Source organism: Litoribacter ruber (assembly GCF_018449405.1).
Taxonomy (GTDB): Bacteria; Bacteroidota; Bacteroidia; order Cytophagales; family Cyclobacteriaceae; genus Litoribacter; species Litoribacter ruber.
Map to the genome: position 1 here is coordinate 331274 of NZ_JAHCMY010000003.1, position 15753 is coordinate 347026.

The 15753-nt window shown below is 44.2% G+C and carries 13 protein-coding genes; 5 read left to right on the plus strand and 8 right to left on the minus strand.

What is annotated here, in order from left to right; genetic code table 11:
• Nucleotides 1-49: 49 nt before the first annotated feature.
• From KI659_RS08550 to KI659_RS08565, 4 genes are all read left to right on the plus strand, one after another.
• Nucleotides 50-1633, plus strand: coding sequence for an acyl-CoA carboxylase subunit beta (locus tag KI659_RS08550; RefSeq protein WP_213944913.1), 1584 nt, complete (start codon nucleotides 50-52; stop codon nucleotides 1631-1633).
• Nucleotides 1634-1645: 12 nt separating this feature from the next.
• Nucleotides 1646-2713, plus strand: a complete 1068-nt coding sequence (locus KI659_RS08555; protein WP_213944914.1) for a M42 family metallopeptidase — start codon at nucleotides 1646-1648, stop codon at nucleotides 2711-2713.
• Nucleotides 2714-2819: 106 nt separating this feature from the next.
• Nucleotides 2820-3713: a glycosyltransferase family 2 protein gene (locus KI659_RS08560; protein ID WP_213944915.1), complete on the plus strand. Its 894-nt coding sequence runs from the start codon at nucleotides 2820-2822 to the stop codon at nucleotides 3711-3713.
• 131 nt (nucleotides 3714-3844) lie between these two features.
• The gene (locus KI659_RS08565; RefSeq protein WP_213944916.1) at nucleotides 3845-4603 is read left to right on the plus strand and encodes an ABC transporter substrate-binding protein; all 759 of its coding nucleotides are present in this window, start codon (nucleotides 3845-3847) and stop codon (nucleotides 4601-4603) included.
• 85 nt (nucleotides 4604-4688) lie between these two features.
• Here KI659_RS08565 and KI659_RS08570 read toward each other — a convergent pair whose 3' ends face one another.
• From KI659_RS08570 to ald, 8 genes are all read right to left on the minus strand, one after another.
• Nucleotides 4689-5534: a prephenate dehydrogenase gene (locus KI659_RS08570; protein ID WP_213944917.1), complete on the minus strand. Its 846-nt coding sequence runs from the start codon at nucleotides 5532-5534 to the stop codon at nucleotides 4689-4691.
• A 28-nt stretch (nucleotides 5535-5562) separates the two neighbouring features.
• Nucleotides 5563-6708, minus strand: a complete 1146-nt coding sequence (locus tag KI659_RS08575; RefSeq protein WP_213944918.1) for a pyridoxal phosphate-dependent aminotransferase — start codon at nucleotides 6706-6708, stop codon at nucleotides 5563-5565.
• The gene (locus tag KI659_RS08580) at nucleotides 6705-7523 is read right to left on the minus strand and encodes a prephenate dehydratase (protein ID WP_213944919.1); all 819 of its coding nucleotides are present in this window, start codon (nucleotides 7521-7523) and stop codon (nucleotides 6705-6707) included. Before KI659_RS08580 ends, KI659_RS08575 begins: the two co-directional genes overlap by 4 nt.
• A 5-nt stretch (nucleotides 7524-7528) precedes the next feature.
• Nucleotides 7529-7897, minus strand: coding sequence for a DMT family protein (locus KI659_RS08585; protein WP_213944920.1), 369 nt, complete (start codon nucleotides 7895-7897; stop codon nucleotides 7529-7531).
• 13 nt (nucleotides 7898-7910) lie between these two features.
• Nucleotides 7911-9131: a 3-phosphoshikimate 1-carboxyvinyltransferase gene (locus tag KI659_RS08590; RefSeq protein WP_213944921.1), complete on the minus strand. Its 1221-nt coding sequence runs from the start codon at nucleotides 9129-9131 to the stop codon at nucleotides 7911-7913.
• The gene (gene aroB / locus KI659_RS08595; RefSeq protein WP_213944922.1) at nucleotides 9118-10164 is read right to left on the minus strand and encodes a 3-dehydroquinate synthase; all 1047 of its coding nucleotides are present in this window, start codon (nucleotides 10162-10164) and stop codon (nucleotides 9118-9120) included. Before aroB ends, KI659_RS08590 begins: the two co-directional genes overlap by 14 nt.
• A gap of 46 nt (nucleotides 10165-10210) precedes the next feature.
• Entirely contained in the window at nucleotides 10211-11308 is a 1098-nt protein-coding gene (locus KI659_RS08600) for a chorismate mutase (protein ID WP_213944923.1), read from the minus strand.
• 368 nt (nucleotides 11309-11676) lie between these two features.
• The gene (ald, locus tag KI659_RS08605; RefSeq protein WP_213944924.1) at nucleotides 11677-12810 is read right to left on the minus strand and encodes an alanine dehydrogenase; all 1134 of its coding nucleotides are present in this window, start codon (nucleotides 12808-12810) and stop codon (nucleotides 11677-11679) included.
• A gap of 444 nt (nucleotides 12811-13254) precedes the next feature.
• On the opposite strand from ald, the gene KI659_RS08610 reads away from it, so the two are divergent.
• On the plus strand, nucleotides 13255-15669 hold the full coding sequence (locus tag KI659_RS08610; protein WP_213944925.1) for an alpha-ketoacid dehydrogenase subunit alpha/beta: 2415 nt from the start codon (nucleotides 13255-13257) through the stop codon (nucleotides 15667-15669).
• Nucleotides 15670-15753 lie beyond the last annotated feature (84 nt).

Sequence of the window (15753 nt, forward strand, 5' to 3'; positions counted from 1 at the left end):
ATAGGGTTTGCATGGCTATATTTGACTAAATCTTTACAACAATAAACTCATGGATAGTACAACTAAAGGCGTATATACTTTACCTGGCAACCAGGAAAAATATGATTTATTAAAAAAGAAAAACCAAGAGGCGCTCCAGGGCGGGGGAGAAGCCCGGATAGCCTCTCAACATAAAAAAGGAAAACTGACAGCCAGGGAAAGGATTCACCTTTTAATGGATGAAGGTTCCTTCCAGGAAATTGACAAGTTTGTGATGCACCGGGGCAAGGACTTCGGTATTGACAATGAACATTACCTTGGCGACGGCGTGGTTACTGGCTACGGGAATGTCAACGGTAGATTGACCTATGTTTTTTCCCAGGATTTTACTGTTTTTGGAGGATCGCTATCGGAGACCCATGCTGAGAAGATCTGCAAAATCATGGATATGGCCATGAAAAATGGAGCTCCAGTTATTGGCTTAAATGACTCGGGTGGAGCAAGAATCCAAGAGGGTGTCAATTCCCTTGGCGGCTATGCAGATATCTTTTACAGAAATACCCTTGCTTCAGGGGTGGTGCCGCAGATATCAGGTATCATGGGGCCATGCGCTGGCGGGGCAGTTTATTCCCCAGCTATCACTGACTTTATCTTAATGGTAGAGGATACCTCCTATATGTTTGTGACTGGGCCAAACGTGGTGAAAACGGTTACCCAGGAAAATGTGACCGCAGAAGAACTTGGAGGGGCCAGTGCCCACTCTGTAAAAAGCGGGGTGACCCATTTCTCCTGTGCCAACGAAATGGAGTGCATTAACCATATCAAGCAGATCTTAAGCTATGTCCCTCAGAATTGTGAGGACACGGCTCCGGTGTTTCCATACGAAATGAAGGAGGATGAAAGCCGTAAGGTGCTCGATGAGGTAATTCCTGAAAACCCCAACCATCCATATGACATGCGGGAGGTAATCGAGGGAACCGTGGATGAGGGGTCATTCTTGGAAGTACATAAAAATTACGCAGACAATATTGTTGTTGGATTTGCAAGAATCGCCGGTAGAAGTATTGGAGTAGTGGGTAACCAGCCTCAGTCTATGGCTGGCGTTTTGGATAACGACGCCTCTGTAAAGGCTGCGCGTTTTGTGCGTTTCTGTGACTCTTTCAATGTACCTTTGCTAGTGTTGGTAGATGTACCAGGCTTCCTACCTGGTACAGATCAGGAGTGGAACGGCATTATTACCAATGGTGCCAAATTGCTATATGCCTTCTCGGAAGCGACAGTACCAAGAATTACCGTGATTACTAGAAAAGCTTATGGAGGTGCATATGACGTGATGAACTCCAAGCATATCGGTGCTGACCTCAATTTTGCATGGCCAACAGCCGAAATCGCGGTAATGGGTGCCAAAGGTGCTGCCGAGATTATCTTTAAGAAGGAAATTGCAGAGGCTGATGATAAAGAGGCCAAATTGCAGGAGAAGGTTGACGAGTACACCGCTAAGTTTGCCAATCCATACAGAGCCGCACACAGAGGTTTTATCGATGAGGTGATCATGCCGTCGGAAACAAGAGAGAAGTTAATTAGAGGCTTTAAAATGCTGGAGAACAAGGTGGACAAGTTGCCTAGAAAGAAGCATGGCAATATTCCTTTGTAAACAAAATACTTAATGGGAGCAAATACACAATTTCTATACAAATATTTAAATAATGCCTCGCCCACTGGGTTTGAAGCGTCCGGACAAGAAATATGGTTGGATTATATCAAACCGTATGTGGATGAATATTTCACCGATAATTATGGTACAGCTGTGGGGGTGCTTAATCCCGATGCCAAATTTAAGGTGGTAATTGAAGCCCATGCGGACGAGATCAGCTGGTTTGTCAACTACATTACGCCGGAAGGTTACATCTATGTTCGCCGCAACGGGGGCTCCGACCACATGATCGCTCCTTCGATGCGGGTCAACATACATACAGATGAGAAGATCATTCCGGGTGTTTTTGGTTGGCCGGCCATACATGTCAGGGACAAAAGCAAAGAAGAAGGGCCAACTCTTGATAATATCTTTATCGACGTGGGAGCCAGAAGCAAGGATGAAGTTGAAGAGATGGGGATTCATGTTGGCTGCGTAGTAACTTTCAGGGATGAACTGACTGAGCTAAATGGGAAATTCTATTCCGGCCGGGCACTTGATAATAGGATCGGGGGCTACATGATTGCAGAAGTAGCCAGGCAACTTCATGAAGAGGGTGTCAAACTTCCTTTCGGTCTGTACATCGTCAATGCCGTTCAGGAAGAAATCGGACTGCGTGGAGCAGAAATGATTGCCAGAAGAATCAAGCCTGATGTGGCCATCATTACCGACGTATGTCATGACACCACTGCTCCCTTGTACAACAAGGTGACGAGTGGTGACCAGACAGCTGGAAATGGGCCTGTATTGACTTATGGAGCTTCAGTGCATAAAAAGCTTTTAGATTTAATCATAGCTGCCGCAAAAAACCGCAAAATTGATTTCCAACGGGCCGCAGCCTCCCGGGGTACAGGTACCGATACCGATGCCTTTGCTTACAGCAATGAAGGTGTGCCATCGGCGCTGATATCCCTCCCGCTTAAATATATGCATACAACCGTGGAGACGGCCAGTAAGAAAGATATTGACGAGGTAATCGCACTGATCAAAGGGTTCTTGGAGGACTTTGATCCGGAGTTTGATTTTAGGTATATCAGCTAAAAAAGAAGGGGTAACAATTAGTTGCCCCTTTTTTGTTGCTTCTAAATCAATTCTGCATTTTTTGCTATATTGTATTAAATTTTTAACTTTTAAGAATATTTTTTAGATGGAAACTAGGCATTTATCAAATGTGCAGGTCTCAGTGATTATTACCTGCTATAATCATGGGAAATTTCTGAAGCAGGCAGTTCAGAGTGCCCTTGAACAAAATATAGAGGAATTGGAGATTTTGGTTGTCGATGATGGATCGCTTGATGATACATCAGAGGTTGCCAAGTTGTTGCCAGTAAGGTATATTTATCAATATAATCAAGGGCTTTCTGCGGCTCGCAATACTGGTATTAGACACAGTAGAGGCAAATTCTTGGCGTTTTTAGATGCGGATGATTACTTTAAACCCAACTCTCTTCACACGAACTTGGATATAATCCAAAACAACCCCCAAATCGCTTTTGTGGCAGGATCCCATGAGAAAGTTTATGAGGAGACTGGGGAAGTTTTTGTTTTGAATGATACTGTCAACGAAAATCATTTCTACTACATGTTGCAGGGCAACTTTATTGGAATGCATGCAGCCGTTTTATATAATAAATGGGTGTTTGATGAATATAAATTTGATGTGAATCTCAAGATGTGTGAGGATTATGACCTTTACCTCAAGATTACACGCAAATATGAAATTATTCATCATGAAAAAATTATTGCAGCATATAGGATTCACTTATCCAATATGTCATCCAATTATTCCAAAATGCTGAAAGCCGCTCTTTCAGTATTGAATCGAAATAAGCCGTTAATTAAATCAGTTGAAGAAAAAAAGGCATTTAAGGAAGGAGTTAATTTTTGGAAAAAATATTATACCCAAGAAATGATCAACCAAATGAGGCTTGGTAAAATTAAGCTGGACTACTATGGACTTTTCATGTTAATAGATCAAAGCCCAAAGATTTTGCGCAGATCAATAGAAGCAAAGTTTAGATCAAATCTGTCGGTGGATTAAGATTATCGACTCCATTTGGTTTCTTGCCTGATTTTTCAATTATTTGGGTATTAGGAAATAAAATTGTTCCAATTTTCTAGCCAAAAAAGGTAGAAGAAATCGAGAGGATATAAAACACTAGAAAAGCACATATGGAAATTACTGACCAACTTGGAAGAAATCTGACTATACCTGATGAACCTCAACGCATTGTGTCCCTTGTACCTTCCCAGACTGAGCTCCTGGCCGATATGGGGTTGGGGAAAGAGATTGTAGGGGTAACCAAGTTTTGTGTTCATCCAGAAGGTTTTAAAAAGTCAAAAACGATTATCGGGGGGACCAAAAATTTTCATTTCGACAAAATACGATCCTTGAACCCGGACCTCATCATCGGAAATAAGGAGGAAAATTATCAGGAAGGGATCGAAGCACTTGCCAAAGATTTCCCGGTATGGGTAAGTGATATTTATAATCTAGAAGATGCTTTGGATATGATGAAAAGTCTGGGGGAAATGACTAGCAAACAAGTAGAAGCAGAAAGAATTATCAACTTGGTGGAATACGGTTTCCGCCGCGATTTTTTTTATAAGGGAACCGTGGTTTACCTGATATGGAAGGATCCCATAATGGTTGCCGGGAAGGATACGTTTGTGAACTGCATGCTAGAGAAAGCAGGTTATACCAATTTGGTGGATGCCAGTCGGTATCCCGAAATGACCGTTGAGGAAATTACTGCATTAAACCCTGAAACGGTTTTGCTGAGTTCGGAACCATTTCCTTTCAAAGAGAAACATCTTGAAGATTTTAAGCGAAGATTCCCATATGCGAATGTTAAGTTAGTTGATGGTGAAATGTTTTCTTGGTATGGAAGCAGGCTTACAAAGGCTCCGGAGTATTTTGAAAGGTTATAGAAAAAATCACCTGCCCGCCGCTATCGATTTTTAAATCAAAACAAGGTCAAGATTGCCAGATGGCCATCTTAACCTTTTGCTGTTCTCAATCCATATCCATTATCTCCCTTATCGGGCCGACTTCTTTCAGTTGCCGGTACACCGACTCGAAATCATCTCTTTTGATGCTATTTTCAAGATTTTTAAGCTTTTCGATATAGCATCCCAGCGCCTCAAGCACATGTGTTTTGTTCTCCTTCAGTATCGGTGTCCACATTTCCGGGGAGCTTTTTGCCAGCCTTACGGTGGAAGCAAAACCTGAGCCCGCCATATCAAAGATGTGACGCTCGTCTTCCATTTTGTCCATCACTGTTTTGCCCAGCATGAAGGATGAAATATGGGAAAGGTGGGATACGAAGGCAAGGTGAAGGTCGTGTTCTTCGGGATCCATAAAACGGAGTTTCAGGTTCAGTGCCTCGAAAAGCTCATATGCTTTACCCTTGAGGTGTACATCTGTTTTTTCCATTTCGCAAATGATGAAAACCTTTCTGTTCAGCAAGTCTTCTTTTGCCGCCCGAGGCCCTGAGTATTCGGTCCCCGCAATTGGGTGGCCGGCCAGAAACTGCCCCCGCTTTGGGTGATCTGAAAGGTGTTTGCAGAGGGTGGCCTTTGTGGAGCCCAAGTCGATGATCAAGGTTTCTGCGTTTACCTCATCCAAAAGTTTTTTGGAAAGTTCAGGTAGTACGTCAACAGGAGTCGCCAGCAGGACAATATCTGTGTCAGCGGAAGGTTTTTCTGAGACCTCGTCAATTAGCCCTAGGTATTGAGCCTCCTCCAGATGCTGATCGTTTTTGTCAAATCCGCTGATGTGTACTTCCGGGAATGCTTTTCGAATGGCTAGGGCAAATGATCCTCCGATCAGGCCAAGGCCGATGATGTGTATGTGTTTCATTAGGTTAATAGGTTTCGATAGAATTTAATTAAGAGGAGCACCTTCTGATAGCCGCCAGTATGCGGTCCTCGGGTGTGCAAAGGGAAAATCTGATATAGCCCTTACCCCCTGATCCGAAAATGCTGCCGGGTGCCACAAAGATTTGCTTTTCCTGCATCAACCTGTCCGCGAACTCCAGATCATCCATACCGTCCGGCAATTTAGCCCAAACAAACATGCCTGCCGTTTGTCGATGGAAGGTCAGACCAAGACTTTCGGCAAGCTTCCAGACCAGCGTTCTTCTGGACTGATAAGCGGAATTCAATCCATCAAACCACTCTTGGTTCAGTCCGAGTGCAGCAACTGCCCCTTTTTGGATTCCCAGAAACATCCCCGAATCCATATTGCTTTTGACCTGCAGAATTGCCTGCAGAAATTCTTTTTTCCCTGCCACCATCCCTACTCTCCATCCCGGGATGTTGAAGGTTTTGCTCAGCGAATTCAGTTCAAGAACACTTTCAGCGGCCCCTTCTATTGAGAAAATGCTTTTGGGCTCCGGGTTTAGGATGAAGCTGTATGGATTGTCATGGACAATAAGGATGTTATGGTTTTGACCAAACGCGACAAGTTTTTCAAATAAGCTGTCTGAGGCTAATGCACCTGTGGGCATGTGGGGATAATTGACCCACATTAATTTTATTTTGGAAAGATCCTGCTGTTGCAAGGCTTCAAAATCAGGTTGCCAATTGTCTTCTTCCTTTAGGTTGTAATAGACTGGATGGGCTTTGACCAGTTTTGTGACAGCGCTATAGGTGGGGTACCCGGGGTTTGGGATCAATACCTGGTCATCTTCGTCCAAAAACGCCATGGAAATGTGCAGGATACCCTCCTTGGATCCCATCAGTGGCAGGATATTCTCAGGCGTAAAGCTGACCCCATACTGCCTTTGATAAAATTCGGCAAAAGCAGCCCTCAGCTCGGGAGAACCCTGATAGCTTTGGTATCCATGTGAACATGCCTGACCGGCGGAATCCTGTAAGGCTTTGATAATGCTCGGATGTGGAGGCAGGTCAGGGCTTCCTATTCCCATCTCAATGATAGGCTGTCCTTGGGCAATCAGTTGCTTTACTTCCTTGAGTTTGGACGAAAAGTAGTATTCCTGGACATTTTGGAGCCTTTTGGAATATTTTTTCATGGCTTTTGGCTTATGTATTCTCCGAATATTTTCACCTCATTCCCTGCTCCCCTTACTTTTTCCAGCGCCTTGGAATATTTAGAATAATCGGAAATCAAAGTATCAATGAAAAAAGCGTAGTCCCAGGGTTTTTCAATCACAGGGATTGACTGGATTTTGCTCAGGTCAAGGTCCTGGTCAGCAAAGATTTGAAGAAGCTTAGCCAGTGCGCCTTTTTCGTTGCGGATGATTACTTTTAAGGAAGCCTTGTTGGGTATTTGGGCCGGTTTTTCAGGTTCTTTGGCCAGGAGGATGAATCTAGTGAAGTTTTCTTCTACAGTTTGGATATTTTCGGCCAGAATTTCCAATCCGTATATTTCTGCGGCTTTATGGCTGGCTATTGCTCCCTGGTATTGGAGTTTTTTCTCTGATATTTCCCGGGCGACGCTGGCGGTATCCTTTCCTGGTTCAAGTTTGATATGGGGATGCTTTTGGAAAAATGTTTGGCATTGTAAAATGGCCATGGGATGGGACTTCACAACTTGCAGATTTTCCACTTTCAAGCCGGGCAAAGCCATCAGGTTGTGTGAAATGGGCAGATAGTGCTCGCCTTGGATAAAGAGTCCATGCCTGTCGATCACTTCATAATTGGGTAAGATGGCTCCGGCAATGGAGTTTTCAATGGCCATTACTCCCTGTGAAGCCGAACCATTTCCCACTGCTGCTGCAATTTCTTCAAAAGTGTCAAAACAGAGTACATCTGCGTCAATGCCAAACACATTGATTGCCACCTGGTGGTGGAAGGAGCCCGGGATTCCTTGGATTGCTATAGGCATCTTTTTTACTTTTTGAAAATGAAATAAACCGCTAAGACCAAAAAGCCAAAACCAATGAGGTGGTTGAGCCGAATGGTTTCTGTTTTAAAAAACGCAAAGGTGAAGACCATGAAAATCACCAGGGTAATTACCTCCTGCAGAACCTTCAGTTCTACCAAGGAAAATGGGCCTCCATATTCTCTGAAGCCGATCCGATTGGCCGGTACCTGAAAGAAGTATTCAAAGAGCGCAATGCCCCAGCTGATCATCACAATGGAGATCAGACCCAAATTCTCAAACCACTTGAGGTCCTTAAACTTGAGATGCCCATACCAGGCAAATGTCATAAAGGTGTTTGAAAGCACCAGGAGGACAATTGTGTAAATGCCTTTCATATTTTGGTAAAGGCTATTGATTTTTGATTAAGGTCAGCATTTCAACATGCTTCCAGAAGCTTGGGTAACTTTTGTTTACCACCTCCGGATCTTCGATGATCACATTGGTTTTTGTCATAAGAGGCATATAGGCCATTGCCATGCGGTGATCATCATAAGTTGAAATCGTCACTTCATCCGGGATATTTACTGATGGAATCAAAGTAAACCTGCCGTCCCCGCCTTCCAACAGGTGGGCGTTGAACTTGGCCAGTTCAGCCTGAAGTGCGGCAATACGGTCGGTTTCCTTAATCCGGAGGCTTTCCAGTCCGCTAAACTCCATTTTTTGTCCAATGATTGCGCAGGTGACAGCCACCGTTTGTGCCAGGTCAGGGCAATGGGTGAAATCGAACTCCTGCATTCCCTTTACCGGGATTTTAGTCAATTTAATTCCATCTTTCTGGAATTCACTTGCTACGCCGAGATGGGCCATGATATCCACTATTTTGGAATCTCCCTGCAAACTTTCCTCTTTAAGTCCATTTAGGAAGAGCTCACCACTTTCGGCACAGGCCAACAGGCTGTACCAGTAGCTTGCACCTGACCAGTCACTTTCCACTGAGTAGATTGTGGGCCGGTAAGGTTGGGGGGGAATGGAAATTAAGTTGCCGTTCCAAGTATAGCTGATCCCAAATTGCTTCATCAGTTGCAGGGTCATCTCAATATATGTGCGGGATCCGACTTTTCCGGTCAGTTCCAGCTTCAAGCCTTGAGGGAGGAGCGGGGCAATCATCAGGATGGCGGATATATATTGGCTGCTGACATCACCCCTGATGGTGATCAAATCCGTTTTCTGCTCTGAAAACCCGTTGACTGCAAGCGGAGGATAGCCTTCAACTCCCAAATAATGGATCTCTGCCCCCAGCTGCTGTAGGGCTTCAACCAAAATCCCGATCGGGCGTTCGCACATCCTCGGGGTTCCCGTCATTACTTTTTGTTTGTTGGTAATCGCAGCATAGGCTGTCAAAAACCTCATCGTGGTGCCGGCGTCAAGCACATCATAAATTGGTGGATCTTTTTTGAGCAGTCGGATCATCGTCTGCGTGTCCCGGGCCTCTGCCAAGTTTTCAATCCGGTTTTCACCTGAAGTGAGTGCGTCAATGATCAGTACCCGGTTGCTTTCGCTTTTGCTGGAAGGCAGGGGGATTGTTGTGGATGGAATATTACTTTGTTGTGGAAGTCTAAGCTGGTTCATGCTTCAATTCATTGTAAAAGGCCAAGGCCGAAATAATCTCTTCTCTGGTGATGGGAATATTGTACTCACACTCGCCGATTCTTCTCAAAAGGGAGCAGTTGATGGTTTTGCCCTCGTTTTTCTTGTCCTGCAAACACAAATCAGAAATGCTTTGGAAAGCTTCCGGGTTTATGGAAACCTTGCCGAAGACAGCGATTATTTTGTCGCATACAGTGTCAAGGTCATTTTTTGGCAACCTCAATTTAAGATGGGAAAGATAGGCTTCGGCCACCATTCCTATGGCAATGGCTTCCCCATGGAGCAGGTGTTCGGGAGTGTCCAGATAATGGGATTCCACTGCATGTCCAATGGTATGCCCGAAATTCAGAATCTTCCGCAAACCCTCTTCCTTGGGGTCTTTTTCAACCACCTCTTTTTTGATGGAAACTGATTTTTCTATGATGTCCTTCCATGGCTGTACCTGCCAGTTGTCAGTTTTGAGACAATGAAAATAATTCTCGCTTTTGATAAGGCCATGCTTGAGCACCTCGGCATATCCGCTCCTGAGCTCGCGAAGCGGAAGAGTCTGGAGAAACTCTTCAGAAATCACTACTGCAAGAGGCTCTGCAAATACACCCAGGTGGTTTTTGAAACCCATAAAATCAATCCCCAGTTTCCCTCCCACACTGGCGTCCACTTGTGACAAAAGGGTGGTGGGGATGTTGATGAAACGCATGCCTCTTTTGAACGTGCTGGCGCAAAAACCTCCCATGTCCCCTGTGACACCTCCACCCAGATTTATAATGAGGGATTTCCTATCAAAATCATTCTCCGTCATCCAGGTCCAGATTTTAGTGCAGGTTTCTAGGTTCTTGTGAGCCTCACCTGCCTGAAAGGTGAAAGTCAGGTGGTCCGGAAGCTTGTCGGCAACCATAGGGTAGCAGTAATTAAAGCTGTTGCTGTCAGTAATGATGCCCAACTTTGAATAGGATTGCTTGCTTAAAAAGCCAGTGAGCCTTTCAGCTATTTTTTCTGAGAAAATGATTGATTCCAAATTTCCTTAAATTATGTTGAGGTCCAAATTACAAATAAATTACTGCTTATTTTACGATTTTCACTGGCTCTCTCAACTGCTTCTCCTGTCTTTTAACGGATTCTTCATGGATGGTGAAAAGAAGCTCCTTCATGAATTTTTCCCCAAGGTTTTTTGAAATGCCCTTTTGTGTTCTGGATTCCATCACCTGCTTCCATCTCTCTGATTGGAAAACGCTGAGGTGGTTTTCTCTTTTATGGGCGCCAATTTGCTCAATGACGGCAAATCTCTCCGCAAGAATGTCCAGCAGCTGATCATCGAGATGGTCCACTGCCGCCCGCAGATCATGAAGTTTTTCACTTGGCTGCACTTCCTCCAATGGGGTCTTGAAATCCAATTGCTGCAGGATCTGCTTTAGCTGGGCCGGGGTAACCTGCTGTTGGGCATCCGACCATGCCTTGTCCGGGTCGTGGTGGGTTTCTATCATCAGTCCGTCGAGGCCGAAGTTGAGTGCTCGCTGGGAGGTTTCCAGGATGCCGTCCCTTTTACCAACAATATGGCTTGGGTCGTTGATGACCTGCATGCCTTTCCATTCTCTTTTCAGGTGGATGGGCATTGACCAGTTTGGCTTGTTCCGGAATCTTTTGTCGTACGCATCACTGAAGCCCCGGTGGATGGCGGCCAGTTTATCAATGCCAACGGCATGAAGTCTTTCCAAAGCGCCGATCCAAAGCTGAAGGTCAGGGTTCATGGGGTTTTTGACCATCACAGGGATATCCGTGCCTCTCAAGGCTTCTGAAATTTCCTGTACCGCAAACGGGTTGACAGTGGTCCTGGCGCCGATCCAGAGCACATCAACCTTGTGCTTGAGGGCCATTTCCACGTGGGCGGCATTGCCTACCTCAGTAGTGATGGGGATATTGAGGTGGTGGCGAACGATCTCCATCCACTTGAGTCCTTCTTCGCCGATGCCTTCGAAGCTTCCCGGCCTGGTGCGGGGTTTCCAGATGCCAGCTCTGAACAGGGAGGGCAATACATTTTCCTCCTTCATGGCCAGGCAGACTTTTTCAATCTGCTCTGCACTTTCCGCGCTGCAGGGACCTGCGATGATCAATTGGTTGCTGAGGTTCAAACCCCATTCGGATGACTGTAAGTGATTTTTCATTTTGCAATAGGTTTAAAATAGAAAAAGCCCGGATCTTGCGAACCGGGCTTTAGGTTTGTAAATATCTTGAAGTTTATTTTTCCACTAGACAATACGCAGCTCCGATTCGACCTTGGGGGCGAAAGTAAAAGTAAAAGAAGCTAAAATATAGTGCTGCGAATAATAACATGTTTCAAAGGTAAAGGATGTTTTTTATTATACAAAATAAAAATATCGACAACTTTTTGTCTGAGTTTCAAAAATACCAACTTGTTTTTGTGTTTTATGTAATTCGCGAAGGGATGTTTTGTGGAAAGGGTTGGAACTAGGGGAGGAATGGTTAATTATTTGGCAAAAAAAAAGCCCGGAAATTTCCGGGCTTTGAGTTTTTATGAGTTAACTAACTCTTCTTCAAGATATTTGTCTACTGGAACATATGGCATGTCAAATGCATCGGCAACTGCTTTATACACAATGTCACCTTTGATTACATTCAGACCTGGAACAAGTTCAGGATTTTCCAAAGCTGCTTTCTTCCATCCCTTGTCCGCCAATTGGATGGCATAAGGTAGAGTCGCATTAGTCAATGCAATTGTGGAAGTGTAAGGTACAGCACCTGGCATGTTAGCTACACAGTAATGAACGACGTCGTCAATTACATAAGTTGGATCCTGGTGAGTAGTTGGCTTACAGGTTTCGATACAGCCTCCTTGGTCTACAGCCACATCTACCAATACGGTACCTGGCTGCATCTCTTTCAGCATATCTCTAGTGATCAAGTGAGGAGCCTTGGCGCCAGGGATCAAAACAGCCCCTACGATAAGATCAGCTTCCTTGATCATTTTACGGATGTTGAATTCGTTAGACATCATAGTCTTAACATTTTTAGGCATCACGTCGGATAGGTATCTCATTCTTGGAAGGGATACATCCATGATAGTCACGTCAGCTCCTAATCCGGCAGCCATCCATGCAGCTTGGGTTCCTACTACACCACCACCAAGGATGATGACTTTAGCAGGCAATGTGCCCGGTACGCCACCCAATAGGATGCCTTTGCCACCAAGAGGTTTTTCCAAGTAGTTTGCGCCTTTTTGAACGGCCATTCTGCCGGCTACTTCCGACATAGGTACTAGCAAAGGAAGACTTCTATCCGTTTTTTCAACAGTTTCGTAAGCCAAGCAAACAGCCTTACTGTCCACCATTGCCTTTGTAAGCGGCTCGTGAGAAGCAAAATGGAAGTAAGTAAAGATCAATTGATCTTCTTTGATAAGTTTATATTCAGGTTCAATAGGCTCCTTAACTTTGATGATCATTTCCGCAGCTGCATAAGTACCCTCAATGGTAGGAAGGATAGTAGCGCCTGCTTCTTCATACATAGCATCGGTAAATCCGCTGCCTTCTCCGGCAGTATGCTGAACATACACAGTGTGACCTCTTTTAACGAGTTCTTTAGCTCCCGCCGGGTTTAAAGCCACGCGGTTCTCGTTGTTTTTGATTTCCTTTGGAACACCTATTATCATGATATTCTAGTATTTGGGTTGTGATTTGAGCGCAAATATAGCATCCTAAGCCTTAAGAAAAACAAAACCCTATCATATATTTTGATGTTATTATTTAAATATAGTTAAATTAAAACATTGTTATGTTTAAAATTTCAAAACCTCAGGAAGTTCTGTTTATGGGGTTTTTAAAATCGATTCTTCTGACCTTTTTTTACTAGCATTTGATAAGAAAAGCATCTAATCAGTGGTTAAGGAGAGTTTAGGGGGTTTGAATGGTTTTTTTGATTTAATCAGAATTTTATTTATGATTTGGGCGTCTTTTTACTATTTCGTCAGAATAAATATTGGATATCGCTTTTAATTAGTTGTCAGTTTTTTTTGCAGGACTGACATTTTATTGTATTTTTGAAATACTTGCAGAGAATGCCTGCCAAACCCAAAATAGCTTTAAAGAATAATTTTATGGAAGAAGTTGCTGTGAATAAAAAAAATAAGTCATTAAGCTTGTCGAAAGACGAAATTCTTAATGATTATAGGCTTGCCCAGCAAAGCCGCCAAGCATCCCTTATGGGCCGAAAAGAGGTTTTTATGGGGAAAGCCAAATTCGGGATTTTTGGAGACGGTAAAGAACTGGCCCAGATCGCGATGGCCAAGTATTTCAAAAACGGGGATTTCCGTGCCGGCTATTACCGTGACCAGACTTTTATGTTTGCCATTGGCGAGCTTACCATTCAGGAATATTTTGCCCAGCTGTATGCTCACGCGGATGTAGATGCTGAGCCTGCCTCAGGCGGCCGATTGATGAATGGCCACTTCGGTACCCGGGCTTTGGAGCAAAACGGAGAGTGGAAAAACTTGACGGAGATGAAGAATTCAGCTTCTGATATTTCTCCCACCGCTTCCCAGATGCCAAAACTTTTAGGTCTTGCTTATGCATCCAAGCTTTATCGTCAAAACAACAACCTTTTAAAGGAGCTTTCAAACTTCAGTATTGAAGGAAATGAGGTCGCTTGGGGTACTATAGGGAATGCTTCTACATCAGAAGGGATGTTCTATGAAACCATCAATGCTGGTGGTGTACTTCAAGTCCCTATGGTGGTTTCGGTTTGGGATGATGAATATGGTATTTCAGTGCCCAAAGAGTACCATACCACCAAAGGAAGTATTTCAGAGGTCCTGAAAGGTTTTCAAAGGACTGATGATCAAAAAGGATATGAAATCCTTGTGGTGAAAGGTTGGGATTATGAGGCCTTGATGAGTACATATCAAAATGCCGCCAGAATCGCACGCGAAGAACATGTGCCGGTGCTGGTGCATGTGATTGAACTCACTCAGCCCCAAGGTCACTCTACTTCTGGTTCCCATGAGCGATACAAGTCCAAGGAGAGGCTAGAGTGGGAAGCTGATTACGACTGTGTGCGCCAGTTCCAAGAATATATAATTGAACAGGGCATGGCTACTGAAGAGGAGCTAGCTGAAATAGATGCCGAAGCAAAAGCATTTGCCAAAGCGCAAAGAGAGGCTGCTTGGAAAGCATTTGCAGGCGAGATTAAATCTGAATTACAGGATGCTGTTTCTTTAATAGAGCAGGCCGCTCCTAATAGCAGACAGAAAGAAAAGCTGGTAGTATTGGCTGATGAATTGGCCAAAACCATGAACCCAATACGAAAGGATGTTATTAGTGCGGTAAGAAAAGCCTTGCTATTGATGAGATTTGATGGGGCGGATGTAAAGCAGAATTTGAAGCTGTGGTATGAGCAGCAAAAGAAACTGAACGAGGACAGGTATAACAGCCACTTATATAGCCAGTCAGATTTTCGTGTAGGTAATATTGATGAAGTTCCTGCTCAATACGGCGATGATGCCCAATTGGTAGATGGACGGGAGGTTCTACAAGCCTGCTTTGACCACCTATTGAGCAATGACCCAAGGGTTTTTGCTTTTGGCGAAGATGTGGGGAAGATAGGAGATGTGAACCAGGCTTTTGCCGGCCTTCAGGATAAATACGGAGAACTCAGGGTTACTGATACCGGTATACGTGAATGTACAATTATCGGGCAGGGCATTGGTGCTTCCATGAGAGGGTTGAGGCCAATTGCTGAGATTCAATATTTGGATTATCTTTTATATGCTATACAAATCTTATCGGATGATGTGGCATGCTTGCAATACAGAACCAAAGGCGGTCAGAAAGCGCCAATAATCGTTAGAACCAGAGGACATAGATTGGAAGGCGTATGGCATTCAGGTTCACCTATCGGCATGATCTTGCATAGCTTGAGAGGAATGTTGGTGTGTGTGCCTAGGGATATGACCCAAGCGGCCGGTATGTATAACACTTTGGTGAAAGCCGATGAGCCAGCTTTGGTGATCGAGTGCCTGAACGGTTACAGGTTGAAAGAAAAAATGCCTGCCAATATTGGTGAGTTTACGGTTCCTTTGGGTAAGCCTGAAATTTTGCGTGAAGGCTCCGATCTTACCATCGTAACTTACGGTTCTATGTGCCGAATCATAATGGATGCGGCCTTGGTGTTGGATGAGATGGGAATTTCCGTGGAAGTGATCGATGTGCAGACATTATTGCCATTTGATACGCACCATGTCATTGCAGACTCAATCAAGAAAACCAACAGGGTGATCTTTGCCGACGAAGATGTACCAGGAGGTGCTTCTGCATACATGATGCAGCAGGTGATCGAGGAGCAGGGTGCTTATTATCATTTGGATTCTGAGCCGGCAACTATTGCCGCAAAAGCACACCGACCTGCTTATTCATCTGATGGAGATTATTTCTCCAAGCCAAGCGTGGATGATGTAGTTGAGAAAGTTTATGAAATGATGCATGAAGTAGATCCAAATACCTTCCCTGAATTATAAGTAGAAATTAAGCAAATATAAAAGGCCTCTGAAGATCATTCTCCGGAGGCCTTTTTCTATTTTAATATTTCAATATATCCAAAT